Origin of the sequence: Olivibacter sp. EAT-5 (genome assembly GCF_044784325.1) — a bacterium.
Lineage (GTDB): Bacteria > Bacteroidota > Bacteroidia > Sphingobacteriales > Sphingobacteriaceae > Olivibacter > Olivibacter oleidegradans.
Window position 1 is genome coordinate 3,712,522 of the sequence record NZ_CP173028.1, and the last position, 24,654, is coordinate 3,737,175.

Sequence of the window (24,654 nt, forward strand, 5' to 3'; positions counted from 1 at the left end):
ATTGTACTTTAGCTGTCAAATGATAGGAGGTGTATCTCTATCTTTGTGATGAAAAAACTTTTTGCTGTAAATAACTGTAATACTGATTTTTTAGTATTGTTAATACCATTGTCGGAGAGATTTTAATCCAACCGTAGCCCAAAGTAGGTATTTAAATACCTATTTTAGAGAAGTGTACGCCCGTTATATATAACGGGCGCTTCTCTTTAAAACAAAAAATATATAGATCCAAAACTTAATACATATAGGGCTTTATTGTTTTTTTTCACAATTTTTCACACAGAAACCGTATAGAATCATCATTAAATTATCATTTATATAATTATAACATAAAAAAGTAGAAACTATTATATACTTTTGTACACTCCATCCCAAAGATCCGGATGGGTTCGTAGAAAAGTAATTGGACGTTCTGTATTGCGCTGCGATACCATGACATAAGATCTTCTACAGTTACGGTTGGATACTTTTAAGTGTAGAGAACCACCTGCTGATTCGTCAGTAGGTGGATTTTTTATTGAAGCATTTTCAGTTCTGTCAAAATTCTCTTGGTTATCTCTTTCCGGCATTTAGCAAACTGCTTATTTATGGTTTTTCGGTCTTTGATGAGACGAGTAGCGAAAAAATAGACATTTTTTTGTCGTTTTTGCTCTACATAACCAATCCACCAACCGGTATCCTTAGCACCGTCTATTGTCCAACCTGTCTTTGCTCTTAATAGATAATTTGCTGTCTCTTCTTCGACCATCATTTTTTTCAGAATCCGGTAAGATCGTCTTGAGAATGGTAGTTTCTCCTCGTAAAGATTGATTAACATCTCAACCTGATTCGCCGGAGAGATAGCAAAAGCTCCGTAATTTCAAAAGTCAGGATCATTGATCGACACGTCAGCATTTCCATAATGGCATTTGATGAGGTAATCTTTGTATTTCGCTTTTCCTACTTTTTTCGCTAATTCCCGATATACCCAGCCTGCGGATACTTTGAAAGCTTCTTCCATATCCATGTTATGGTAAATATCCGGCCTATAACCATATTTAACCGTGTCAGTTGAACCGGGCCATGCGACGATTTCTTTTTCGCTTTTTACAACACCGGATTCCAGTAAAATAAGTGTATTCAAGATTTTAAAGGTCGATGCCGGTAATGAAGGTTGATAACTATCTTCAATGTCGCTACTTATCCACTTTTTTTGATTATAGTCGTATATGGTGATACTGCCGTTAATATGACAATCTTGAAATGGTTTTTGCAGGGATGACTGGCCATATGAAATGTAGAAACAAAAAATCAATATGGATAACAGTAGCTTTTTTTTAATCATAAGGCAAAATTGGTTAACAACTATCGGATAAAGCGAGAAACGTTCTACCCGATAGTTGACACACTGTTTTAATGATGACAAAACTAGCCAAATTTCTGACCAAAAGAAAGTAGCATACTCTTCAATTGCCCCTGAAATATGCTAATTCTTAAAAACTTCTTAGAGCTTTCTCAGTGTCTCTTCTACGCTTCCGCAGTTAAGCATTTTGTCTCCAAAGTATGGGTTTTTAATACTTTTTGTCGGACTTAACCAGTTGGCACCTTTGTCATTGAAGGCCATGGGACAATGTGCTACATAAAACTCGCCTGTTGCTACACCATGTGTTTTAATAAGTTCTATAAGTGCATTACTCAGTGAAGAGAAAGCGTCTCGCTGGCTGTCAATATTTTCTGCTGATAAAACTTGTGAGGCAGCTTCTTGAAGATCCTTAGCGCCGTCGACATGTTTACCGGCTTCTTCTACTAATAAGCCAGCTTCCTTTGCTTTACTTATGTCGCCGGCAACGAGTGCCTCCTGCAAAGCAAGATAATGAGGATAAAGCGCATCCAATGCCTCATTTTTTGTTTTAGGAGCTTGGGGATTGTCTCTTTCTGCTACTGTTTGATGCTGACTATGATCATTCTCGGTTTTTGATGACTGACTTTCCCCGTTGCAGGAAGCCAGTATAAATAAAGCAGCTAGCGCCGCTATACCAATTTTAAAATCTGTTGTTTTCATATTGTTTTGTTATTTTATTAGTTATTAAAATAGATCCATTTTTTAATGCAGAAAAACATGGATAATCGAACATAGTGAGCGCATAAATACCATTGAAGTGAAGTTAATAAAATTCGTTTTTACTGACTAATTAACAAGCGCTCCTTTCTTTAATACGTACTCGCTATACAAAAGGTAAGCTCCACTCACTACAACCTTTTCTCCAGGGGTAAGACCGGCAATAATTTCAGTGTCGTCAAAAGATTCAGTGCCCGTTTCGACAAATCGTGGTTCGAATTTCCCGCCACCACTAGCTATCCACACATGGCTTTGATTCTCTTCGCGGATGATTGCCTTGCTGGGCACCATTAGAACTTTGTTTTGTTCCCCCTTTGGTAACAAGATGGTGGCCGGCATACCAACTTGCAATAGATGACCTTTGTTTGATATTGAGCCTCGTAGTTGCATAATTTGGGTGTTGCTCTGATAATTTGGGGTAATAAACTGCACTTTCGTTGTCAGTAAATTATTTGGGTCACCGTTTGCAAGCACTTTCAATTCCTCTCCTTCCTTAATATATGCTGCTTCTCTTGGATAAATATCAGCTTCCACCCACATCGTGTCGTAGCCCTCTAAGCGGAGTATAGAGCTGCCTTCGTCTAGGTATTGGCCTTCGGTAACGAAGAGCTCCGCTACAATGCCACTGCTTGGCGCATAGAACGTTATATAAGGCGATGATTTCCCATCCTTAAGCAGGGAGGCTAATTGTGATTCAGTTTGTCCATATAATAGCAGCTTTTGTTTTGCAGCTTTAAAGATATCGGCGAATCGTTGATCGTTGGAAAACTCGATTGTTTGCTTATGGGTCATTAGGAATTCTTCTTGTAAAGCTAGCAGTTGCTCACTATATAATCGGAAAATTGCCTGACCTCGTTTAACGGGAATACCGGTTTCTTTAATGTATAAATCCTCAATCCTGCCTGCGTTTCGGCTGCTGATATAGTTTGTTTGTTCTGGATTAACGGTAAGCCTTCCACTTATAGCCGTGTAATTATTTAAACTACCGATACCAACAGCCATGGAGGTTATATTCGCTAGTGCTTGTTGATCAGCACTTAAAGTGAGAAATTTATCTTTATTGTTTTTATCAAATGGTACTAAATCCATTCCGCAAACGGGGCAGGTGCCAGGATGGTCCTGTACAATCTGCGGGTGCATGGGGCATGTAAAAGTAGCTTCGACTGCTGTTGTCTGTTGCCCCTTTTGCTTGTTGCATGCCACCCATAAGAGTGAAGGCATTGCTGATGTCAACAATAAGACCTGTATAAATTTTTTTCTATTCATATGTGAATGATTAGTCCTTGTTAATGGCCGCATAGATATCCATGAATACTACTCCTTTCGTCTTACTGTATTTATTCACCCTTGGATAACTCATTGCCAGGTGTTTTATTTGCTATAATAAAATCTTCGCTGTCTACTAAATAAGCACCGTGTTTGGCAATTTGCCAAGACGCGATATGCGTGAGTATCTGCACCTTTTCCTCCGTACGAACTCCCACTTCTACCGGGACAGGAAGGAATGTGTTTGCTTCTTGTTTAAAAATAATACTTTTGTTTCCCAAGGATACTACGGCCGTTTTAGGCAGCCAATAACCATGGTTTTCCGTAACGGCAATGGTTCCCGTCAGAAGTTGACCTACTGGGAATTTGCTGTTTTTTAAGTAAGTTCTTGCCACAGTAAAATTTTCGCCATTATTGAAAGTTGGCTGGATAAGACCAATAGTCGCTTGATATAATAGATCAGGGTTGTCTATACTTTTGAATAATATTTTTTTGCCTTTATTAACTTTGAGCGCCCAAAAAGGCGGAATAGCAAATTCAGCTAGCAGTTCATTGTTTTTATAAATGGTAAAAATAGCTTGTCCGGCGGTGACATATTGCCCTTCGCGCATCAGTAAGGAATTCGATGCCTGCTGCTGACCTGTATTGGTAGGAGCGCTGGGAGTAGGAGTGGATCCCATATTGGCCATGGCGCTTTCCTCCTTCGTTACAGAAGTCAGACTGCCCGCATTCGTAATGGGCACCGTTCCATTTTTTTCGACAATATAACCGCTGGCAGGACTGTAAATCGGCACGCGATAGGCTACCTGTTTGCTTTTAATGAGCTGCTGTATCTGCCCAAAAGTCATTCCTAGATATTGAAGCTTTTGAATAGCAGAAGATTGTAGTTTCTGCTCTTCCGATTTCTGCAATAACAAAAGCTCCCGTTGCGCGGCTACCAGTTCAGGAGAATATATTTCAAAGAGTAGCTGCCCTTTTTTAACTGGCTGAAAGTTATATTTCACATATATATGTTCCAGCCGACCAGCTACCCGGCTGCTGACAGCAGTATTATTTTTGCTATCATAGTTCACCCGCCCTGTTATGTGTACCGGGAAAACTTTCATGCCCGCTTCTGCTTCCACGGTTGCTGCATGGGTCACTATTGCTTGATTAGTGGGCCTTGTCAGCTCACGGATACCCGAGTCTATTTGTGAATGGCCATGCGAAGCTGCGTGACCTGTTTCTCGTTGTGCTGACGAACAACCTAAAGTAAGCAGAAACAGGCCCAAACTGTATAAGTTAATTAAAGAGTTCCTTTTCATAGTTTGCAATCATTAAATACAGCTTTAGTTGCTCATCTAACAGGGTGTTTTTCATCATGTTCAGTGCTTCCCAGTCTGCCAGTACTACCGGAAGATCTTGTTTGTTTTCGCGATAGGACTGAAAGTTAGCTTCCATGGATCGTTCAAGTGCCGGGATTATCTTTTTCGCAATTCGATCAATTCGTTCCTTCATTGTTTTGATCTCTGCCTGCATGCCATATAACATCCCTTGGCTCTCCAACAACATGCTTTTTCGCTCTGCTTGCATCGCGTTAAGTTCAAATTGCATAGCCTTCGTTTCGTTCTTATACATTTTACTGCTCCAAGGTGCAATCGGTATGCTTATCATTCCCATTACACTATATGCGTTGGGCATCATTTTTCCTAAAGGGCTCATGTGATCAAAACGGATTTTGAAATCAGGTTTTCTTTCTTGTTTCATCGCATCAATCCCATACCGCATGGTTTGCATATCGGCATTCATCTTTTGTATGTCCTGTCGACGTGTCGCTAGTAGTAAGGTGTCGAGGAGTGCTACAGGCTCAAAAGTGGGAGTCGAGTTGGTATCAATTTTGAATTTGATATCTCCTGGAACGTTCATCAAGCTATTAAGCCAAGCCCTAGAACGTGCAATTTCTGCTTCTTGCATGCGCAACATATTCCGGTTCTCTTCCAGTTGCGCATCCGTTTTAAATACATTGCCCAATTGCGATTGGTTATATTCATAGCGTATCGCTTCCAGTTGTTTCATGCTTTGAATGATCTTCTCGTTATCGTTGAGCAACTGTATGCGTTTTTCGGCAATTAGCCACGTATAGTAGAGGCTTTTTGCTTGCGCTCTCAAATCGTTGAGATTGACTGCCCGTTTGGCTGTCTCTGAAGCGCCTTGTGAGGCAATATATCTACTATTTGCCTTTTGCTTGCTTGGATTAGGGATCTCCTGTTCAATGTTAAACATAATCGAACCTTTGTCACTATCTTCCATGATTTGCTGCCCGGGATAAGGTGTCATAAAGGTTCCTGCGCCTACCATAGGTGCCATCCATCCAGTTGATGCCTTGGCACGATAGGAAAAGCCCTTACTTCTTAAGTCGTAAGCTCTCAGTTTGATGTTCTGTTGCTCGATACGTGTTAAAATAGTGTCTAAAGACAATATTTCAGCTTGTGCCGTTTGCCCACGAGTTTTATTAATGAGAAAGCAAATTATCATACTTAACAGTATGACTCGCTTTTGGTATGTCGATATTTTAATGCTTCGCATCATAAATTTCCAATTTTCCATATTTGCGTAACTCGTATTCTTTGGTCATTAAAAATATGAGTGGTGTAACCAATAAAATATGTGTCGAAGAGGTAAGTACGCCGCCAATCATTGGTAGTACAATCGGTCGCATGACGTCCGTGCCCACCCCCGTTGCCCACAACACGGGTAAAAGTCCGAAAAGCGAAACGCATACTGTCATGATTTTCGGACGAAGTCGTTTTGCTGCACCCTGTATGACATATGTTCTTAAGTCCTTGTTTGTGATAGTATCACGGCTATTGCCTTTTTCTTTTACCAATTGTTGCATAGCATCATTGAGATAAATGACCATCACAATTCCCGTTTCTACAGCAATACCAAATAAAGCAATAAACCCCACAGCTACGGCCACAGAAAGATGAACTCCCCAGAAATAAATCATATAGGCGCCACCTATGAGGGCAAAAGGTATAGTTATTAGACTTAGAAAAGCCTCTCTTAAAGAGTGAAAAGCGAAATACAGAGCGAAAAAGATAATAATGAGTACAATTGGTGCAATCCATAATAATGTTTGCTGTCCGCGTATCAAATTCTCGTATTGTCCGCTCCATTCCAAAAAGTATCCCGTTGGCAGAATACCTCCGGAAGCATTTAGTTTTTCAACAGCTTCTTTAACCGTGCTTCCTAAGTCGCGGTCGCGTACATTAAACATAACAGCTCCACGAAGTAAAGCATTATCAGAAGTAATCATCGGAGGGCCATTTTCGAAACGAAGATTGGCCACCGAACCTAACGGTACGTTGCCGAAAGAACTACTTTGCAAAGGCACTCTATTAAGTTGGGCTAAACTATTTCGATAATCTTGCGCCAATCGAATATTGATACTGAACCGCCTTCTCCCTTCGATGGTTTGGCCAATAGTTTCCCCGCCGATCACACTTTCTATCGTTTGATTTACATCGTCAACAGTGAGTCCGTAACGAGCTAAGGCATCACGTTTGATGTCAATGGTGAGGTATTTGCCGCCCGTCACCGGTTCCACATATAGATCCTGAATGCCCGAAGTGCCTTCCAGTGCGGCTTTAACTCGCTCGGAAACCGCTGCAATGGTGTCTAGGTTTTGTCCGAAAACTTTGATGCCGACATCCGTGCGGATCCCGGTGGACAGCATATTGATGCGGTTGATGATAGGTTGAGTCCAACCATTTACTACGCCGGGAATCTGCAATTTCTTGTCCAGTTCCTGAATTAGTCGATCTTTTGTCATCCCTTCGCGCCATTGGTCCTTTGGCTTTAGCATGATAATCGTTTCAATCATACTTATAGGTGCATTGTCCGTTGCTGTATTAGCCCTCCCTGCCTTACCGAGTACTTTGTCAACTTCGGGGATGCTTTTTATTATTTTATCTTGCACTTGGAGGAGACGTTTTGCTTCGCTGTTGCTGACATCGGGAAGTGTAACCGGCATGAAAAGAATACTCTGCTCGTCGAGCGGGGGCATAAACTCGGTACCTAATTTCTTCAAAAGAGGAATGGTAATTAGCAATGCTATCATATTAATGGCCAAGGTGGTCTTACGCCAAGTGAGTACTTTTTCTATGATCGGCTCGTATATTTTCTCCAGAAACCGGTTGACAGGGTTTGCCTGGTCGGGTTTGAACTTTCCCTTCATAAAGAAGGAAATCAAAACTGGCGCTAACGTGATAACCAATAAAGCATCTACCAACATGATGAAGGTTTTGGTGAAAGCTAAAGGATGGAAGAGTTTGCCTTCTTGCCCCGTAAGCATAAAGACGGGCAGGAATGAGGTAATGATGATGATAGTTGCAAAGAACACACCTCGACTGACTTGCTTGCTGCTTTTAGCGATAATTTCAATGCGTTTCTGCTCCGATATCCATTGCGGCGTACGTTTAAATAAATTTTTTATCCAGCTCATGTTATTATCTTTTCTTGTTTTTCATAGCGTATTCCTCTGCGAGGTGTTTGTAAGCATTTTCACTCATAATGATCCCATTGTCGACTATGACACCGATGGCTAAGGCAATGCCTGTCAAAGACATGATGTTAGAGGAGATATCGAAAGCATTCAACAGGATAAAGCTGATAGCTATAGTAATGGGGATTTGAATGATAATACTCAACGCACTTCGCCAATGAAATAAAAAGAGTATGACAACCAGTGAAACAACCGCCATCTCTTCAATAAGTGTATGCTTGATTGAATCTACCGATTCCTGAATTAATTCGCCACGATCATATATAATATCAAATTTTACACCCTCGGGTAACCCCTTAGCTACCTCTTTCATTTTTTCTTTTATACCTTCGGTCACAACAGCCGCGTTTTCACCATAGCGCATCACTACAATACCACCTACGCGCTCACCCTCTCCATCTTGATCAAATATGCCCAAACGCGCTTCGCCGGTCATTTGTACGACACCGACGTCTGATAAGTAAATGGGGTTGCCTTGCTGGTTACCTATAGGTATACGTTCAATATCTTTTACAGACTGAAGGTATCCGTTGGTCTTGATTATATAACCGACGTCACTCATTTCAAATTTTCGTCCCCCGCTTTCGTTATTGTTTGCCCTGATCGCATTAATCACTTGAGCAGCAGAAAGCTTATAATACAGAAGCTTATTAGGGTCGATTGTTACTTGATACTGCTTTTGAAAGCCTCCGAAAGATGCAATTTCACTTACACCGGGAACATTCTGCAAGGCAAATTTTACATACCAATCCTGAATGGCACGTTGTTCCCCTAAGTCGATATTGGGGGCCTCTAAGGTGTACCAAAGCACATGTCCCACCCCCGTACCATCTGGGCCTAAACCGGGCGTAACACCGTCAGGAAGGGTATTGCCTACTGTGCTGAGCCGCTCCAGTACTCGCTCGCGTGCCCAATATATATCCACGTCGTCTTCAAAAATGACATAGATAAAACTCATGCCGAACATCGAACTTCCTCGAACGTATTTGATTTGTGGTAAGCCTTGAAGGTTAGTCACTAACGGATAGGTAATTTGATCCTCGATCAATTGAGGTGAGCGCCCCATCCATTCGGTGAACACTATTACTTGATTTTCAGACAAATCAGGGATGGCATCGATGGGGTTCTTCTTTACGGCAAAAACACCCCAAACAAATAGACCCAAGCTTAGAATTAATACAATAAAACGGTTGCGTAACGACCAGTCGATAATGCGATGGACCATGGCAATATAGTTATGAATTATAAATGATGAGTTATAAGGGAAAAATAGCCGTTTGCAGAACTAATGCCAACAGCTTATCGAATGGAAGGTTTAAATTAGGTATGTGCAATTCAGCCTATACAGCCTAGTATAAGCCTTATTGGGTGGGGCATGGCTAACGGGATGTCCTGTGATTACATTAATCACAGGTTTGTGCATCGAAACGTCATAAGCAGGCGCTGGTACAATCGCTTGAAAAAGTTTAAATTGTTTATAAACAACTTGAGAAGCTTGGTGTTTTTTCTCGAGTTTAACCTGCTTGTGTTCTTCTTTGCAGCAGTTTTTCTCGGAAGCTTGTTTGCTTTTATTCATGCCGCAAACACCGCATTTGCTCATATCCTTTTTCCATAAAGAAGTTTCCACATAACGATCCATGCAATAATGGCTGTATGTGCTGAAACCTGTGGCAATGCCGAGGTACACAAAGGTTAATATGAAAGCAAATAACTTTTTCACTTCTGCAAAGCTAAGAAAAAAAATATTGGATGTTTTATATTACGAAAGAATGGATTTATATAATTTTTTAAAACGCTTGGATACGAAGGCTGGAAACAGCGTACTTAAAATGATCTATTGCTTAGGCAACCAATTCTTGTAAAAGAGTAATTGTGTGCTTTTTTGCTTTGTTTAAAGTATATTGCTGTCTATATTTACCTTTTTAAAAGCTTTTCGTATGATAAAATTAGGACTCCCTTTCTTTTTTATTGTTTTTTTTCTGTTCAATAGCGTTTTTGCGCAGCAGCATGAGGACTCGCTTTATATTCGGGCGCATTATACTAAAATTGAGCGTTATATTCCTATGAGAGATGGCGTGAAGCTGTTCACATCAATCTATACTCCAAAAGACACAACCAAAAAGTACCCTTTTTTGATTAATCGTACACCCTATACAGTTGCGCCTTATGGGGAAGATAATTACAAAAATACCTTAGGGCCAGATCCCTTGTTTATTAAAGAGGGTTTTATATTTGTTTATCAAGATGTAAGGGGAAAATGGATGAGCGAAGGCGTTTATGAGGATATCCGACCGCATATCAAAGAAAAGAAACAAAAGCATCAAATAGATGAAAGCAGTGATACCTTTGATACGATCGACTGGCTATTGAAGAATATTGACCATAACAACGGGAAAGCCGGCCTCTATGGAATTTCTTATCCTGGTTTTTATTCAACTGCGGCCTTACCTGGTGCACATCCGGCATTGAAGGCCGTTTCTCCACAAGCACCGGTAACCGATTGGTTTAGGGGAGACGATTTTCATCATAACGGCGCGTTGTTTCTGGCAGACGCCTTTAATTTCTACAGTAGTTTTGGTGTTCCAAGACCAAAACCGGTTACACCGGCGAATGCTCCACAGCGAGTTAAATTTAATATGAATGATAACTACGGTTTTTTTATGCAAATAGGTGCTCTGAAACATGTTAAAGAGCGTTATTTTGGAGATAGCATTCGATTCTGGAATGATCTTATGGAACATGGAACGCTGGATACATTTTGGCAAGCACGCGAGATTGTTAACCACTTAGACAATATCAAGCCAGCGGTTATGGTTGTAGGCGGTTTTTTTGATGCGGAGGATACATATGGTGCCCTTCATACCTATAAAGCGATCGAAAAACGCAGTCCGAAGGCAAATAACCGGCTCGTCATGGGGCCTTGGTTTCATGGAGGTTGGGTGCGGTCCAAAGGTGACTTTTTCGGCGATATCCATTTTGGACAGGAAACTAGTACTTGGTACCAAAAGAATTTGGAATTACCCTTTTTTACTTATTATTTGAAGGGAGTAGGTTCGTTTGATGCAGCAGAAGCAACTGTTTTTGTGACAGGAACTAATAAATGGAAACATTTTAATACTTGGCCTCCGAAAGAAAGTACCAATAGAGAACTTTATCTGCAATCTAACGGTAAATTAAGTTTCCATAAACCAACAGAGCAGCATAGTTTTGACGAGTATGTAAGTGATCCAAATGCTCCGGTTCCTTATCAGGACGGAGTTAACCAATCAAGGAGTAGAGAATACATGATCGACGACCAGCGTTTTGCTTCCAAAAGGCCTGATGTCATGGTTTATCAAAGCGATATTTTGACCGAAGACATCACGTTGGTAGGCCCTTTAATGGCGAAATTAAAAGTCTCTACCTCCGGAACCGATGCAGATTACGTGGTGAAATTAATCGATGTTTATCCGGATGATACGCCAAATCCGGAACCTAATCCGAAAGGAACCTTACTAGGTGGTTATCAAATGCTAGTTAGGGGCGAAGTTCTGAGAGGAAAATTCCGTAATAGTTTTGAGAAGCCCGAACCTTTTATACCGGGAGCGGTTACGGCGGTCAACTATACGCTGCCTGATGTGGCACATACATTTAAAAAAGGGCATCGTATCATGATCCAAATCCAAAACTCGTGGTTTCCTTTGGTCGATCGTAATCCGCAGAAATTTATAGATATTTATAAAGAGGCAGAGAACAAGGATTTTCAGAAAGCCACTCATCGGATTTATCATGACGAAAAGCATCCTTCCAGTATTACAGTCGGTGTATTATAAGAAAAAGAGGGTCTCCTACCATTTGCTTGAAACAAATATAGGAGACACCTACTTCAGTTTTTATTCTGTAAGCTGTTTTGCGAAATTCTTATTTCTGTTTCGGCTATCAAATTGCTCTGCTAAATCGCTAGCCTGTTGATAGTAATACTGAAGCAAGTCGTTCACTAAATAATGTTGTTTTTCGTTGTATAGAGGATGCTCAACAGGAAGCTCGATGGGAGCGGTTTGGTCGGAGGAGAGTTGTTTTAAGCCTTCTGTCATATACTTTGCAAAAAAGAAAGTACGGTTTCTGTCGCTTTCTAAACTCCATGGTAGATATTTTTCTACATATTGCCATGCCAGCGATTCATCTACATGGAACAGGTAGGTAATAAGTTGGCCGGTAGGTCGTACTAAACTGGTATCGCTGATTGATACTAAAGATTCTTCCGCCAATTTAAATTGTTCCAAGGCAATCTCTTTTGCACCGTATTTTATGCCGTAATAAGCCAAACTGCAATGGGTGACAAGTGGCACATGTGCGCAGGAATACTGCTTTGCCAATAGAGGTTGCGCCTTATCGTAAGCTGCCCTAAAATCGCCTGCATTTAACAGTGCTAACACTTCGGTATCCATTTCACAGGCTTGACAATCACTTAAGTTATCCCGCGGGACGCTATTTACTAAATCGAGGTAGTAACGTGTTCGCTCTACATCCTTCTGGTCTAAAGCTTCGTGCAATTGTTTAGTATAATATGCTCTCAACCCGTAACCTTCTGCTTCTATACGTCTTTTGAAATCAGCAAGTATTTGCTCTGTTTGTTCGAGACTGACGTCGGGGTTAGAATACACTTCGTCAATAATCCATTTATATTTCCAAAGGAGTTCTTCTGCATCGAATAAATCCGGATTATGATCATAAGCATCTAACAGCCATGTAAATGTGGGAATAAAGTGTTGCCGATCAGCTAGTCCCCATTCTGCATCTAACAAGTCGATTCTCAGTTCGAAAGCCCATTCCACGTCGTCGTTTTGATCGGCTAAACGGATTGCCTGTAAATAATGTTTAATCCGATCTTTGGAATGTGGAGGGAGTTCCTCCGCTAAATTTAGTAACTTTTGTATCTGTAACGTGTAACGCATTTCTGTCAATTAAATGTTTATAAAATTATCAATCCCCATAATCAGCATATTATGAAGTCCTTCATTGAAAAGATTCATTTCTTTATCACTTACCGGATATTTGCCTAAAAGAAGTGATTGGACATATAAAATATGAACAATCGAATTAACTACATACGAATCTTTAATCGGAAACACAGCCTGAATCAAGCTATTGTCGGCATTGAAACATAATTGTGGTTTTGTTTCATTCGTCCGTGTAAATGCTCCTAATGTGGCTGCCAGGGGATTGTTTGCAGATGCTTTGATATGGCTGCTTTTTCCTGTATGGTTCACATTCGAGGCGATGTAGATTGCCGGAATATCGGTTGGTTGAAAACGTTTAACGGTGACTTCACAATTTAGAGTCTCTAGAATTTTCCGCGCTTTTTCGGTGAAGTCCATATAGGCGTTTGCTGACACCTCGTCCAAATCCCGGAAACTCTTCAACAAATGAACAGGAGAGATCTCTTCAATGGACAAAGCGCTGTCCAATCGTTGCATTTTTTTTAATAATTCTTCTTCAAATGTATAAGCCGCGTTGAGGACCATCAATCCCTGCGACTCGGCAATTCGTCTTAATTGCTTAAAATCGTCAATATTGGCCGTGTAGTAAATGTCTTTTTGGTAGGTTCTAATGCTTTTAAAGCTTCTTATCCCTTTACTAGTTTCAAAAGGTAAATCATCCATGAATGCTTTCAGTAAATCAACGTCTTCCGCCGCAATCGCTTTTAAGTGAAGGTAATGCGTGCTGATCAGCTTATGATAGATAGCAGGATCAACCACCCCGATCGTTTTTAGATAGGATTTAATACCTTCTGCAATTTCCTTCTGTGTCGCTTTTAGTTCGCTGTTCGCCATAAGAGACTCTCGTGATGCAGTGGCACTTAATCCATCGGTATTAATAATACAGCGGATGAAGAATGCCCATTTCGGAAGCAGTCTACAGTCATCCTCGCTCAAAAACATACGTTTTAGGTATAATTTGTGTTGCTGCTTACCGCTGAATTGTGTTTTGTATGGCAGCACGTAAGCGACGGCCTTTAATTTTCCACTTGGAGCATCTATGCGAAAGGCATCGATAAAATTAGTATGAAAAGTACTTTTACCCAACTCAAGTAGCTCGTCTTTCGTGTAATCATCGTTTAACCACTTTCCTGTATGCTCATTAATTAAAATAGCCTCATGGCCATTCCTAAGTGTAATCGGTATGGGGAGTAGATCTCCATAAAAACGAAGATTCTTTTCAAAGGCCGAAGTTGTAAATAGATGTGCCCATTCTTTTTTTGCCTGTAGAATGATACGCGTACCAATCGGTCGTTCTTCTGTAATCCTTTCCAATTGATAGGTTCCATCGGCTTTGCCTGTCCATCGAAGCACTTTGTCTGCCAAGGCTGACCGTGTCTCTAATATAATTTCGTTACTGACAACAAAGCAGGACAACAGACCTATACCGAACTTACCGATAAAATCATTCGCTTCAAATGCTTCTCGCTTGGAGCTTTCACCGATAACTGCAATGAATTTATGGATTTCATCCTCTTTCAGACCAATGCCATTATCTTCAAATATTGCTTCATTGCGCTTTTCGTTCAGGTGAACCTGTATACTGCCAATATGTTGTTCGTCCAAAGTTTTGATCGCCGTAATGGCGTCTACACCATTCTGTAAAAGTTCGCGGACAAAGGTATTAGGGTTGCTATATAGGTGTTCAGACAATAGGGAAATCATTCCCTTCAAATTCACTTGGAATAAATATGATTGTTGTTTATCCTTCATTTGACATCATCTTCTATTACCACCCACAATTTTGATGGCGCGTTCATGTCCCTTTTCTGCTGCTTGCTCAAACCAATACATCGCATTATCTTCATTTTCTTCTAGGCCGTCACCCATCAAGTAGCAATTACCTAATTCATATTGTGCAGCAGCATACTGCTGCTCTGCTGCTTTTTGTAACCATTCAATACCTTCTTCCTTATTCATGGCTACACCTTTCCCTTTCAGCAAAAGCTTTCCTAATAGATATTGAGAAGGAACATTACCCTGTTGTGCCGCATTAAAAAACCATTTGTATGCTTCTTCCGGTTGTTCACTTACTCCATTACCATTTAAGTAACAATTTCCCAATCGGTACATGGCACCAATGACGTTCTTGTTCGCTGCCATCTCGTAATACTTGAAAGCTTCGCTCATACTATAATCGATGCCTATACCGTACTCATAACAAACGCCTAATCCTTCTGCTATTACATCCTGTTCGGAAGCTTTTTCATAGAATGCAAAAGCTCTATCCGCTTCATTTAGATTATCATAATCCCATAAATAATAATCTCCGAGTTCTACATAGGCATATGGATAACCCGCATCTGCCGCTTTGTTAAGCCACATAATTGCTTGTTCAGAATTGATAGGAACCTGTTCGCCCAAGCTGCCATGCATATAATATACCCCCACTTTATATTGCGCGAAAGCGTAGCCTTGTTCGGCAGCTTTTATCATAAGGTTTAAGACCTTCTCAGCATCGAAATTTACACCATATTCATATTCGTAACAAAGCGCTAATTCTACCAACCCACGGGGATAACCGGCATCGGCTGCCTGTTGATAATAATACAGTGCTTGATCGGGGTTTTCTTCTACGCCGAGACCATAACGATAGCAGCGACCGGTTTCATAAATGCAATTGACTTCCTGAAGCTCAGCCCCCTTTTGAAACCAATAGAAGGCTTGTTCGGGAGCTTTTTCTCCATCATTATAGCCATTTTGTAGATATTGGCCGTAACAGTACATCGCGTAAGCACTATTCCCTTCGGCTGCTTTGCCAAATAGTTCAAAAGCTTTTTTATAATCTTGAGCTAAGGTACCATCTTCATACATGAACGCCAATTCTGTTATTGAAAAGGGGATGTTTTGCTCGACTCCCTTTTCAAAGTAAGCCTTTGCTTTTTCTATATTTATTTCTCCGGCTATACCATAACGATAGATGCGTCCCGCGTTACTATAACCGTATGGATGGTCTTTTTCGACGGCCTTTTCATACATATCTAAAGCTGTTATAGCGTCTTTTTCACCGTCCGGGCCGGCACCGATTTCATAAAGATAGCCTAATCGTACGTAAGCATAAGGAGCATCTTTTTCTTTAGCAGCTTTTTGAAAAAGCTCAAAGGCCGTTTTTTCATCCCGCTCAATTATTCGACCTTCTGTATAGATCTCTGCTTTCTCAATAAGTGCATCTAGCGACCCTCCTTCTATGGCTTCTTCTAGCAGACGAAAGCCAATAGCCTTCTCTTCCCAACCTTCAACATAAAGCCTGATAAGAGCTAAACGGTAAGCAGCGTAAGCATTGTTGTACAAATATCCAAGAGAAAACCAACGAACGGTTTCAGTATAGGCTTCTTGGGTATAAACTTCCGGAAAGGTGTTGACGCCAAGATAATTCATCGCTTCTATAGAACCTAGGCTGGCAGCTTCTTTCCAGAGCTTCATGGATGCTTCTTTATGCGTATTGTCTAGCATGTGTTTTATAAAGGCGACTCTAGTTAATGAAAACGCAGAATAATCGCTCTTATATGATTGTTCAAAAACCGATAGCGCTTCTTCCGGCTTCCCAATCGCCTCTAAGTAACTACCTTCTAAAATCAATGCATTCTTTTTTATCTTTTTGTCACTGCTGCTTTTTAATTGCTCAATAACAGCAGGCAGAAATTCAAACTGCTTCTCGTTCAGTTGGATATAGGCTTGATAAAGTACACTCCAGTCACCACTATCTTCACGGAAGAGCTGACTGGCTCTTTCTTTGTCTTTTTCTGTATTGATTCCATAGTAATAAAAATAAGCTGCAACCGCTTTGGCCACGGGAACATTTGTTTCAATAGCTAAGTTGAGATAATAATGGAATTTAGCATTGTTGCGATACATACGACGGGTCTCATTGTATTGGAAAGCAATTTGCGCATAAACCTCTGTATGATGGATAGCGAGTGCACTTAAAATCGCCAATATCTTATCCCAATAAAATGCGTAGTCCATCTCGTCTAACTCATATGAGGCTTTAAAGTCCAAACCTTCTGAAAAGAGCTCTTCATATAAGTCAACGACTTCCTGTTTTTGTTGGGGTAAATTATGGACAGCTATTTCCAAGGTGGCCAGTCCTTCAAACCAGGTTTTTTGATGGTGTAGTGACGAACGATCATAAACTTTTGGATTGAGCGAGTTTTGGCTGATGTTATTTAGAATAGTTGAATATTGCTGTTCTAATGTCATATTATGAATGAAATTAATTTAAATAGGTGTTGCGAATATGCTAATAATTAGCGTAAGGAAACTGGATTTATTGTTTATTTTGACTTAAAAAAAGCAAAAATCCCTGATTTCAGGGGTGCTATTAATTTGGGTCGTTATTGCTTATCATTAGTGTCAAAACACGGGTGTCCAGTATCAAAACAGTTGTCTAAGTAGCAACGTAATACTTCAAATCTATAACTTAAAACTTAATGCTAATAAATAGCCTAGATCTTGCTTGCAGAAACAGGGGCCCATTGACGCAGGTTGTTAATAACAAACAGTAGATTAAATTTTTTTAATTTAGAGGGTGATATATTGATTTTTTTATACACATCTCAATAAAAACGAAGAATATGGAAATATCAGAGGCGTGTGAAGAGCACGTAATTTTTTCAAAGGATTTGTTTACAACATTCTACCGTGAGACTTTTCCCTCGGTTGCTAAGTACATCAGTAAAAAAGGTGGAACATTGGAGCAGGCAAAAGATATATTTCAGGATGCGCTCGTAATATACTATGAGCAAATCGTATGTAATAGACACCTTATCAAAACTACCGCTCCAGCCTATATTTTCGGTGTTGTTAAACATCTTTGGAACCATCAATATAAGCTTGGACTTAACCATGAACCACTATCGGCTGATGTAGAAATGATGGATGAAGATACAAATAGACAAATGTCTGATGAACGTTTGCTGGCCTTGCTGACAAAAGTCGGAAACCGTTGTCTAAATTTGCTAAAAACTTTCTACTATGATAAAATCTCCATGGGAAAATTAGCCAAACAATTTGGCTTTAGCAGCGAACGTTCGGCAACTGTCCAGAAATTCAAATGTCTGGAAAAAGTTAGGGCTTTCATTAAAGAAAAATCGCTACACTATGAAGACTTCCTTGAATAATGTGTATTTACTCGATGCTTATTCACATAATGAGCTGGATACAGAAGCACGGTTGCTGTTGGACGCGCGACTAATAATAGATTCAGCGCTAAAAGATGATTTCTTTTGGCAAGAGAAAACGTATAAGCTTATAAAAAAATATGGGCAACAGGAATTGCGTAAACAACTAAAAACGGTAGAGCACGATTTTTTTCATAATCCTAAACATAAAACCTTAATTCAGCGGATTAAACGCTATTTCCAATAGGTTGATAGGGGTTGGCCGGATTGAAAAACAGGAGAGAAAGAATTAGCCCATATGGAGGACGTTCTGCCGATTGCTAATTACACAACTAAAGACTAATAACAGATAAAATATGGATTTTAGAAAATTTGCTGTATCCCACTACGGGATGAGTGGGAATACCTTTGACCAATATGAAAGGTGGTTTAACCGGAATGTCTATGCTTCCATGACACCGTATATAACGGAGGAACGGCAGCTGAATGTAGCACAGATGGATGTATTTTCCAGGTTAATGATTGACCGTATTATCTTTTTAGGTGAAGCCGTAGATGATCGAGTGGCTAACATTATTCAGGCCCAATTGCTTTTTCTGCAATCAACCGACCCTCATAAAGATATTCAGCTGTATATCAACTGCCCGGGAGGTTCTGTCTATGCGGGGCTAGGGATTTACGATACCATGCAGTATATAACTCCGGATGTCGCTACAATCTGTACAGGTATAGCCCTTTCGTTTGGCGCTGTTCTTTTATGTGCCGGAACTGATAAAAAGAGGGCGGCGTTGAAGCATGCTCGGGTAATGATTCACCAACCTTCGGGAGGTATGCAAGGAACGGCAGCTGATTTGGAAATTAATGCACGCGAAATACTCAAACTTCAAAAAGAGCTTTATCAAATTATTGCCGACCATAGTGGCCAGTCTTATGAATGGGTACATACCTCTTCAAATCGCGACTATTGGATGACGGCGGAAGAGGCCAAAGGATATGGAATGATTGATGAAGTGTTAGGAAAGGTGATGTCCTGATACAGAAGCTAATGTTTATGAGCAAGCTTGCCTGGCCATCGGAAGGAGTACGCAAATAAAAAATCCTGCTAGCGGTTAACCTAGCAGGATCTCAGTTTAATATATATGGTTTAATATATATTCTATTGAACTCGACCGCTTTGACGGTCTTTCTTTCGACCAATGGCATAACCACCGGCCCCGCCGATAGCAGCGCCAATTGCCGCGCCTCGTAGGCGTTTATCCTTATCTATTAGCGCTCCCATAACGGCTCCTGCTCCTGCGCCAATTGCAGTCCCTTTGGCGGCGTCACTCCACCCTTTCTTTTGGGTACTGGCTGCCACAGGAGCCGTATTTGATTCACTAGCTTCGTAATACTGGCTCCCCTGTTCCGGCTCGCTATAACTTGTATTCCTCGCTGCCTGGGTCTCCATCTCTTGTGCTTGCAATTTCTCTTGCTCTAGTTGTTCTTTTTCAGCGATTTCTGCTCTTCGAAAGCTGTCCAATGCCAAACTGTCTTTCACTTGTTTAAGAGCCGCCGCTTTCGCTAAGGCTTCTTCCTTCGCACTATTATTGTTACATGCTGTAAAGCCGATACTGGCCATTAAGCATAAAGCGATGATCTTATTCATAATACTTTATTTGTTCAGTGTTTCTTATAACATGAATAGCATAGAAAAAATTATGCCAAAACTTTATGTAAGCATAATAATTTACGCTAAATAACATTAAATCAATAGTATATCTTATTAGGATAATGAAGGTGTTTATACGGTTTGTATAGTTTAACAAGCAAATCTTGGGGTATTTGTTTTCCAATTTAATTTTATACCTTTACCCCTCACTAAACCCGAATTGTTTTGACACTGGAAGCTTTTAAAGATACATTGATTTTGGATTATCCACCAAAAGAGCTTTCTGTTCACCTTCAAGCATTATGGTACGATGCAAAAGGAGAATGGAACTTAGCTCATGGTTTAATTGACCATCTGAATGACGCCAACTCCGCCCACGTACATGCTTATCTCCATCGAAAAGAGGGAGACTTATGGAACGCTGCGTATTGGTACAATCGTGCGAAACAAGTAATGCCCCAAAAAAGCTTAGATGAGGAATGGGAAGATCTTTTTTATCGATTGAACTAACAGTTGACCTTACTTAATTGCACCATAGGCGGCAAAGCATAAGTTTTTGTGAAGAACCTCAACATGGCGAAATCCCACTTTTTTCAAGAGATCAAGTTGAAAATTGAGAGAACGAGGACTGTCTTCTTTTTCAATATAGTCGAGTACGTTATCCCTATAGTTTTCACCGCCCATATTAACCAAGTAATTACCAAAACGTTCATTGTATACAAGTTGTTGAATGGCGGTTGTTTCCTGAACAACAAGATCCGAAATCCACAAGCTACCACCTGGTTTCAATAGTTGATATAACTTTGTAAATACCTTTTCCCAATCTTTATCGTCACGTAAATGATGGAGTACAGCGGCAGCTATTATTGTACAATAATGGTTCTCTTCTAGTGCAACAGTGCGGACATCACCCTGAACGAGCGTTGTATTTCCTGTGTTAATTGCTGTAACACGCGCATATGCTCGGTCTAGCATCGGACGACTTAAATCCAACAAAGTGCAATCGAGAGGCGTCTTTTTAGATAAAAGCTTTAAGGTGTAGTTTCCGGCACCACAACCAATATCTAAAACTGTTTTTAAATTGGGAGAATGGGCGATTATGCTATCAACAATAAGCTCCATGCTAAAGGTAGCGTCAATGGTAGTGGCTTGACCAGTCTCTAAATTGGAAAAGCGTTCAACGTCTTGGTCGAAACGTGCTTTGATTTCTTGTACCGTGGATTTGCCTGAGAAGTTATTCATATAATGTTGTTTAGTAAGGCAAATCTATCAATCTGTTTTATGCTTTAAAAATACTATTTTTTATAATTATTGATACCTTTGAGGTATTATGGAGCTAAGGCATCTTGTATACTTTAAAACAGTCGCTGAACTTTTACATTTCAGTAAAGCAGCGGAACGTTTACACATTTCTCAACCACCGCTAACGAGGCAAATAAAAGAACTAGAGACAGAATTGGGTGTGCTACTGTTTCATCGAAATAATAAACGAGTTACCTTAACTGAAGCGGGACGTTACTTTTTAAATGAATGTGGAGAACTTATGCAGCGGCTTGAGCGAAGTAAGCAGCTGGTGAAACAAATACACGAATCGGTAAGCGGCGAGTTTCAGATCGGTTATATCAGTTCAACCCCATTAAGCGGCCTTGCTAAAATACTGCAACAATTACGAGTCGAATATCCATTGTTAAAAACGCGTCTATACGAACTTTCTACGGCAAAACAGATAAAAGCACTAGAAGAAGGGAAGCTGGACGTCGGAATTCTTCGTGCACCCATTGACTCCATTCATCTAGCGGTAAAATCATTGTGGCAAGATCCCTTTGTACTTGTATGTGCTGATGATCATTTTGGTACACAAACGGAAGATTTAGCAAAGATTGATTTCATCTCTTATAATAGTCGTTATGCTCCGCACTATCATCAACAGTTTGTAGCTTGTTGCCACCGGATGGGCTTCGAACCGCAAGTCGTTCATGAATGTAATAATATGCACTCCATGCTGAGACTGGTGGAGCATGGACTTGGTATCGCTTTAGTTCCTGCGTCCATTAGAGGTCAGTACCCTTTTCTTCATGTAAAGTTTATTGAGTTAAAAGGTATCGCTGTGTATACAGAAATTGTTATGGCTTATCATCGCCGAACGGAACACCCCGCGTTGGAGAGCTTTAAAGAGTGCAGTAAGTTTTTAGCGGTCACTTAGCTGTTCATGAAGTTGTTGGACGAGAAACGTGGTAACAGTAGCACTAACAAGTCATTGAATGACTCGGTGAATGCTAACGGTACGACTTTCCTGTCTTAACGAATCCCAGCGGCATAAGGGTTTGCTTTATAGCGGAATTTATAATATGTTTACGGCTGCTAAGCGATATAGAACAAAGGCAGAATCGGTTCGAAGCCGATTTACGGTTGAATAGAAGCGTAATATTCAGCAAATGTGTGGATCGAAATAATTTATAAATTCTATCATATACAATGGAAAGAAGAAGTTTTATCAAAAGTACCATGGCCCTTGGTGCTGGTTACTACTTAAGTAATAACCTTGCTTTTGCGCAGTCCGAGAATTTTCCGGAAGTAAGGGTGGCAGAAAATATGCGCAATTTTACCAGTGAAGCTGTTGAAAAGGTGATAAAAACTTTTCAGAATAAAGTGAAAAACAAGGAGCTTGCTTGGCTTTTCGGAAACTGTTTTCCTAACACCTTGGATACCACAGTGTTTTTTCAGTCGATCGACGGAATACCTGATACATACGTTATAACCGGGGATATCGACGCGATGTGGCTTAGGGATAGCAGTGCCCAAGTATGGCCATATTTAGCACTGGTGAAAGATGATAAGCCATTGGCTGATCTTATCGCCGGCGTGATCAACAGACAAAGTCACTACATTTTAAAAGATCCATACGCTAATGCGTTTTACGACGATCCCGAAAAAGTTGGCGAGTGGGCAAAGGATAAAACTGATATGAAGCCAGGGGTACATGAACGTAAGTGGGAAATCGATTCGCTTTGCTATCCCATTCGTTTAGCGTATCACTACTGGAAAGCTACAAAAGACACCAAACCGTTTAATGATACGTGGAAACAGGCTATACAGAATATTCTAAAAACCTTTAAAGAACAACAACGAAAAGATGGAACAAGTCCTTATCATTTTGAAAGGGTAACCGGCCGTGCTACAGACACCCTACCTATGGACGGCTATGGATATCCGGTAAATCCTGTTGGACTAATCTGTTCATCGTTTCGTCCGAGTGACGATGCAACTGTACTTTCCTTTTTAATCCCGTCTAATTTCTTCGCTGTGGTCTCTTTGCGTCAGGCGGCAGAGATGTTAAAGGCGATTCATAACGATAACATTTTAGCCAAAGAGCTGACAACGCTTGCACAGGAAGTAGAAGACGCTTTAGCTAAACATGCAACTACGAAGCATCCAAAATATGGCGAAATATTCGTGTTTGAAACAGATGGTTACGGAGGACATTTATTAATGGATGATTCTAATATTCCGAGCCTTTTGTCCTTACCTTATTTGGGTGCGGTGAAAGCGGATGACCCACGTTATGTGAATACGCGTAAGTTTATTCTGTCTTCTGATAACCCTTTCTTTTATAAAGGAAGTGCAGGAGAAGGAGTGGGAGGACCACACATCGGTAAAGATATGATCTGGCCAATGAGTATTGTGATGCGTGCGTTGACGAGCTCTGATGACAAAGAGATTAAAGCCTGCATCCAAACACTACAAAAGTGCCATGGAGGCACTGGTTTCATGCACGAGTCATACCACAAAGATGACCCTAAAAAATTCACCCGCTCGTGGTTCGCTTGGACAAACACTTTGTTTGGCGAATTGTTATGGGAAACCTTTGAGCGTAAAAAAAGCTTGTTGAGCTAAGGTTCAACTCTCTTTTTTTGTTGTAACTAAAATGTTTTAGTTGTTTCTGTAACAACTAAAACATTTTTAGTATACAATTAAATTACTTATTTTGGCATATCCCATTGTTAACTGTAATGTTCGATTTTAATAAAAAAAATGATTGGAAGGACGTAGGAGACGGAATCTTCCGGAAAATTCTGTCCTATAATAGCAAAATGATGATGGTTCGCGTACGTTTTGCAAAAGGAGCTATTGGTACCGTTCACGAGCATATCCACACACAATCTACTTTTGTTATCAGCGGGAAATTTGAGTTTAATATCGGAAATGAAAAGAAAGTCATCGAAGCAGGTGATACTTGTCTAATGCCATCAAATGTTTTACACGGCTGCAAATGTTTGGAAGAAGGTGAGTTACTGGATGTCTTTACGCCATTGAGGGAAGATTTTCTTTAAAAGTTTCGTTATCCCCCTTTAATTTTTTGCTCATGATTTTGTCTTCCATTAAATATCCGGAACCGATGTCTATGTCTTCCGTCCCAATTAGTTCAAAACCTAATCGTGCATAAAATTTTTCCGCTTCATTGTGCTTGTTGACATTAAGTAATAATCTTTTATCGCCCTTGTTTAGCGCTATTTCTTCTACAGCCCTCATTAGTTTTTTTCCAACACCTTTGCCTTGTGCTTCCGGTAAGATGTAGATCTTATGGATTTTGGTTTGTAGCGCATTTTTGTAAGCTGATTCATAAGAAATAAAACCTAGACACTCGTTTTCTTCAGCTGCTAATAAAAAATGATGATTCAGTTCAGTCATTTGCCGTAATAACGATGTTGTACTATACATCATTTCGAGCATGTAACTTATTTGCTCAAAAGAAAGAATGCTACCGAAGGTTATCGGCCAAGTTTTATGAGCGATCTCTTGAATTATATGGATATCGTCGATTTTTGCTTTCGTAATATGTAACATGTGAGTCTTTTTCGCCCCGCAAAAATAAGTAAAATGCGGTTAATAGTCATATCTTAAAGAAACACCTGGTCGAAAGTAATCCGAATGTTAAATGCACGTTATCATTTCATTAT

At 40.3% G+C, this 24,654-nt stretch carries 21 protein-coding genes and 1 pseudogene; 8 read left to right on the forward strand and 14 right to left on the reverse strand.

From position 1 onward, the window contains the following. Nucleotides 1-514: 514 nt before the first annotated feature. From ACH11B_RS15305 to ACH11B_RS15340, 8 genes and pseudogenes are all read right to left on the reverse strand, one after another. Nucleotides 515-1,324, reverse strand: a pseudogene (locus ACH11B_RS15305) (penicillin-binding transpeptidase domain-containing protein). Between the two features lie 159 nt (nt 1,325-1,483). Then, entirely contained in the window at nt 1,484-2,041 is a 558-nt protein-coding gene (locus ACH11B_RS15310) for a DUF3347 domain-containing protein (RefSeq protein WP_013666069.1), read from the reverse strand. A gap of 126 nt (nt 2,042-2,167) precedes the next feature. Then, nucleotides 2,168-3,364, reverse strand: coding sequence for an efflux RND transporter periplasmic adaptor subunit (locus ACH11B_RS15315; protein ID WP_013666070.1), 1,197 nt, complete (start codon nt 3,362-3,364; stop codon nt 2,168-2,170). Between the two features lie 71 nt (nt 3,365-3,435). Then, nucleotides 3,436-4,668, reverse strand: coding sequence for an efflux RND transporter periplasmic adaptor subunit (locus ACH11B_RS15320; protein ID WP_377609696.1), 1,233 nt, complete (start codon nt 4,666-4,668; stop codon nt 3,436-3,438). Further along, nucleotides 4,646-5,878, reverse strand: a complete 1,233-nt coding sequence (locus tag ACH11B_RS15325) for a TolC family protein (RefSeq protein WP_377609694.1) — start codon at nt 5,876-5,878, stop codon at nt 4,646-4,648. Before ACH11B_RS15325 ends, ACH11B_RS15320 begins: the two co-directional genes overlap by 23 nt. Before the next feature lie 37 nt (nt 5,879-5,915). Next, nucleotides 5,916-7,850 carry an efflux RND transporter permease subunit gene (locus ACH11B_RS15330; RefSeq protein WP_130857619.1) on the reverse strand — a complete coding sequence of 645 codons (1,935 nt, stop codon included), beginning with the start codon at nt 7,848-7,850 and terminating at the stop codon, nt 5,916-5,918. Nucleotides 7,851-7,854: 4 nt separating this feature from the next. Beyond that, nucleotides 7,855-9,135: an efflux RND transporter permease subunit gene (locus tag ACH11B_RS15335; RefSeq protein ID WP_377609692.1), complete on the reverse strand. Its 1,281-nt coding sequence runs from the start codon at nt 9,133-9,135 to the stop codon at nt 7,855-7,857. Nucleotides 9,136-9,225: 90 nt separating this feature from the next. Then, nucleotides 9,226-9,630, reverse strand: a complete 405-nt coding sequence (locus ACH11B_RS15340; protein WP_013666075.1) for an HYC_CC_PP family protein — start codon at nt 9,628-9,630, stop codon at nt 9,226-9,228. A 217-nt stretch (nt 9,631-9,847) separates the two neighbouring features. Here ACH11B_RS15340 and ACH11B_RS15345 point away from each other — a divergent pair, with 217 nt between their 5' ends. Then, nucleotides 9,848-11,722: a CocE/NonD family hydrolase gene (locus ACH11B_RS15345; protein WP_377609690.1), complete on the forward strand. Its 1,875-nt coding sequence runs from the start codon at nt 9,848-9,850 to the stop codon at nt 11,720-11,722. Nucleotides 11,723-11,782: 60 nt separating this feature from the next. On the opposite strand, the gene ACH11B_RS15350 is transcribed toward ACH11B_RS15345, so the two are convergent. The 3 genes from ACH11B_RS15350 to ACH11B_RS15360 are packed head-to-tail and all read right to left on the reverse strand — an operon-like array spanning nt 11,783 to nt 17,128. Then, nucleotides 11,783-12,844, reverse strand: coding sequence for a hypothetical protein (locus ACH11B_RS15350; protein WP_013666077.1), 1,062 nt, complete (start codon nt 12,842-12,844; stop codon nt 11,783-11,785). A gap of 9 nt (nt 12,845-12,853) precedes the next feature. Continuing rightward, on the reverse strand, nt 12,854-14,641 hold the full coding sequence (locus ACH11B_RS15355) for an HSP90 family protein (RefSeq protein WP_013666078.1): 1,788 nt from the start codon (nt 14,639-14,641) through the stop codon (nt 12,854-12,856). 6 nt (nt 14,642-14,647) lie between these two features. Then, on the reverse strand, nt 14,648-17,128 hold the full coding sequence (locus tag ACH11B_RS15360) for an SEL1-like repeat protein (RefSeq protein WP_377609688.1): 2,481 nt from the start codon (nt 17,126-17,128) through the stop codon (nt 14,648-14,650). Between the two features lie 374 nt (nt 17,129-17,502). On the opposite strand from ACH11B_RS15360, the gene ACH11B_RS15365 reads away from it, so the two are divergent. The 3 genes from ACH11B_RS15365 to ACH11B_RS15375 all read left to right on the forward strand — a co-directional run bounded on the left by ACH11B_RS15365 (nt 17,503) and on the right by ACH11B_RS15375 (nt 19,082). Then, nucleotides 17,503-18,048 carry an RNA polymerase sigma factor gene (locus ACH11B_RS15365; protein WP_013666080.1) on the forward strand — a complete coding sequence of 182 codons (546 nt, stop codon included), beginning with the start codon at nt 17,503-17,505 and terminating at the stop codon, nt 18,046-18,048. After that, entirely contained in the window at nt 18,029-18,295 is a 267-nt protein-coding gene (locus ACH11B_RS15370; protein ID WP_013666081.1) for a hypothetical protein, read from the forward strand. Before ACH11B_RS15365 ends, ACH11B_RS15370 begins: the two co-directional genes overlap by 20 nt. A 109-nt stretch (nt 18,296-18,404) precedes the next feature. Then, the gene (locus ACH11B_RS15375) at nt 18,405-19,082 is read left to right on the forward strand and encodes an ATP-dependent Clp protease proteolytic subunit (protein WP_013666082.1); all 678 of its coding nucleotides are present in this window, start codon (nt 18,405-18,407) and stop codon (nt 19,080-19,082) included. A gap of 122 nt (nt 19,083-19,204) precedes the next feature. On the opposite strand, the gene ACH11B_RS15380 is transcribed toward ACH11B_RS15375, so the two are convergent. Next, nucleotides 19,205-19,693: a YMGG-like glycine zipper-containing protein gene (locus ACH11B_RS15380; RefSeq protein WP_013666083.1), complete on the reverse strand. Its 489-nt coding sequence runs from the start codon at nt 19,691-19,693 to the stop codon at nt 19,205-19,207. A 228-nt stretch (nt 19,694-19,921) separates the two neighbouring features. On the opposite strand from ACH11B_RS15380, the gene ACH11B_RS15385 reads away from it, so the two are divergent. Beyond that, complete coding sequence (locus tag ACH11B_RS15385) at nt 19,922-20,206, forward strand: hypothetical protein (protein WP_013666084.1); 285 nt, start codon at nt 19,922-19,924, stop codon at nt 20,204-20,206. 9 nt (nt 20,207-20,215) lie between these two features. On the opposite strand, the gene ACH11B_RS15390 is transcribed toward ACH11B_RS15385, so the two are convergent. Continuing rightward, nucleotides 20,216-20,938, reverse strand: a complete 723-nt coding sequence (locus ACH11B_RS15390) for a class I SAM-dependent methyltransferase (RefSeq protein ID WP_149105535.1) — start codon at nt 20,936-20,938, stop codon at nt 20,216-20,218. A gap of 88 nt (nt 20,939-21,026) precedes the next feature. Between ACH11B_RS15390 and ACH11B_RS15395 the strand changes: the two genes are divergently transcribed. The 3 genes from ACH11B_RS15395 to ACH11B_RS15405 all read left to right on the forward strand — a co-directional run bounded on the left by ACH11B_RS15395 (nt 21,027) and on the right by ACH11B_RS15405 (nt 24,027). Beyond that, complete coding sequence (locus ACH11B_RS15395; RefSeq protein ID WP_013666086.1) at nt 21,027-21,899, forward strand: LysR family transcriptional regulator; 873 nt, start codon at nt 21,027-21,029, stop codon at nt 21,897-21,899. Between the two features lie 272 nt (nt 21,900-22,171). After that, nucleotides 22,172-23,590, forward strand: coding sequence for a glycoside hydrolase family 125 protein (locus ACH11B_RS15400; protein WP_013666087.1), 1,419 nt, complete (start codon nt 22,172-22,174; stop codon nt 23,588-23,590). Nucleotides 23,591-23,706: 116 nt separating this feature from the next. Then, entirely contained in the window at nt 23,707-24,027 is a 321-nt protein-coding gene (locus ACH11B_RS15405) for a cupin domain-containing protein (RefSeq protein WP_377609685.1), read from the forward strand. On the opposite strand, the gene ACH11B_RS15410 is transcribed toward ACH11B_RS15405, so the two are convergent. Beyond that, on the reverse strand, nt 23,999-24,541 hold the full coding sequence (locus tag ACH11B_RS15410) for a GNAT family N-acetyltransferase (protein WP_377609683.1): 543 nt from the start codon (nt 24,539-24,541) through the stop codon (nt 23,999-24,001). The genes ACH11B_RS15405 and ACH11B_RS15410 overlap by 29 nt on opposite strands. Between the last annotated feature and the right edge of the window lie 113 nt (nt 24,542-24,654).

Excerpts from the sequence above, each read along its gene's own strand:
- ACH11B_RS15370 (WP_013666081.1), top strand. The coding sequence starts at position 18,029 with ATGAAGACTTCCTTGAATAATGTGTATTTACTCGATGCTTATTCACAT.
- ACH11B_RS15350 (WP_013666077.1), bottom strand. The coding sequence starts at position 12,844 with ATGCGTTACACGTTACAGATACAAAAGTTACTAAATTTAGCGGAGGAA.
- ACH11B_RS15335 (WP_377609692.1), bottom strand. The coding sequence starts at position 9,135 with ATGGTCCATCGCATTATCGACTGGTCGTTACGCAACCGTTTTATTGTA.
- ACH11B_RS15375 (WP_013666082.1), top strand. The coding sequence starts at position 18,405 with ATGGATTTTAGAAAATTTGCTGTATCCCACTACGGGATGAGTGGGAAT.
- ACH11B_RS15330 (WP_130857619.1), bottom strand. The coding sequence starts at position 7,850 with ATGAGCTGGATAAAAAATTTATTTAAACGTACGCCGCAATGGATATCG.
- ACH11B_RS15365 (WP_013666080.1), top strand. The coding sequence starts at position 17,503 with ATGGAAATATCAGAGGCGTGTGAAGAGCACGTAATTTTTTCAAAGGAT.
- ACH11B_RS15320 (WP_377609696.1), bottom strand. The coding sequence starts at position 4,668 with ATGAAAAGGAACTCTTTAATTAACTTATACAGTTTGGGCCTGTTTCTG.
- ACH11B_RS15395 (WP_013666086.1), top strand. The coding sequence starts at position 21,027 with ATGGAGCTAAGGCATCTTGTATACTTTAAAACAGTCGCTGAACTTTTA.
- ACH11B_RS15390 (WP_149105535.1), bottom strand. The coding sequence starts at position 20,938 with ATGAATAACTTCTCAGGCAAATCCACGGTACAAGAAATCAAAGCACGT.
- ACH11B_RS15315 (WP_013666070.1), bottom strand. The coding sequence starts at position 3,364 with ATGAATAGAAAAAAATTTATACAGGTCTTATTGTTGACATCAGCAATG.
- ACH11B_RS15355 (WP_013666078.1), bottom strand. The coding sequence starts at position 14,641 with ATGAAGGATAAACAACAATCATATTTATTCCAAGTGAATTTGAAGGGA.
- ACH11B_RS15325 (WP_377609694.1), bottom strand. The coding sequence starts at position 5,878 with ATGATAATTTGCTTTCTCATTAATAAAACTCGTGGGCAAACGGCACAA.
- ACH11B_RS15405 (WP_377609685.1), top strand. The coding sequence starts at position 23,707 with ATGTTCGATTTTAATAAAAAAAATGATTGGAAGGACGTAGGAGACGGA.
- ACH11B_RS15360 (WP_377609688.1), bottom strand. The coding sequence starts at position 17,128 with ATGACATTAGAACAGCAATATTCAACTATTCTAAATAACATCAGCCAA.
- ACH11B_RS15400 (WP_013666087.1), top strand. The coding sequence starts at position 22,172 with ATGGAAAGAAGAAGTTTTATCAAAAGTACCATGGCCCTTGGTGCTGGT.
- ACH11B_RS15310 (WP_013666069.1), bottom strand. The coding sequence starts at position 2,041 with ATGAAAACAACAGATTTTAAAATTGGTATAGCGGCGCTAGCTGCTTTA.
- ACH11B_RS15345 (WP_377609690.1), top strand. The coding sequence starts at position 9,848 with ATGATAAAATTAGGACTCCCTTTCTTTTTTATTGTTTTTTTTCTGTTC.
- ACH11B_RS15380 (WP_013666083.1), bottom strand. The coding sequence starts at position 19,693 with ATGAATAAGATCATCGCTTTATGCTTAATGGCCAGTATCGGCTTTACA.
- ACH11B_RS15410 (WP_377609683.1), bottom strand. The coding sequence starts at position 24,541 with ATGTTACATATTACGAAAGCAAAAATCGACGATATCCATATAATTCAA.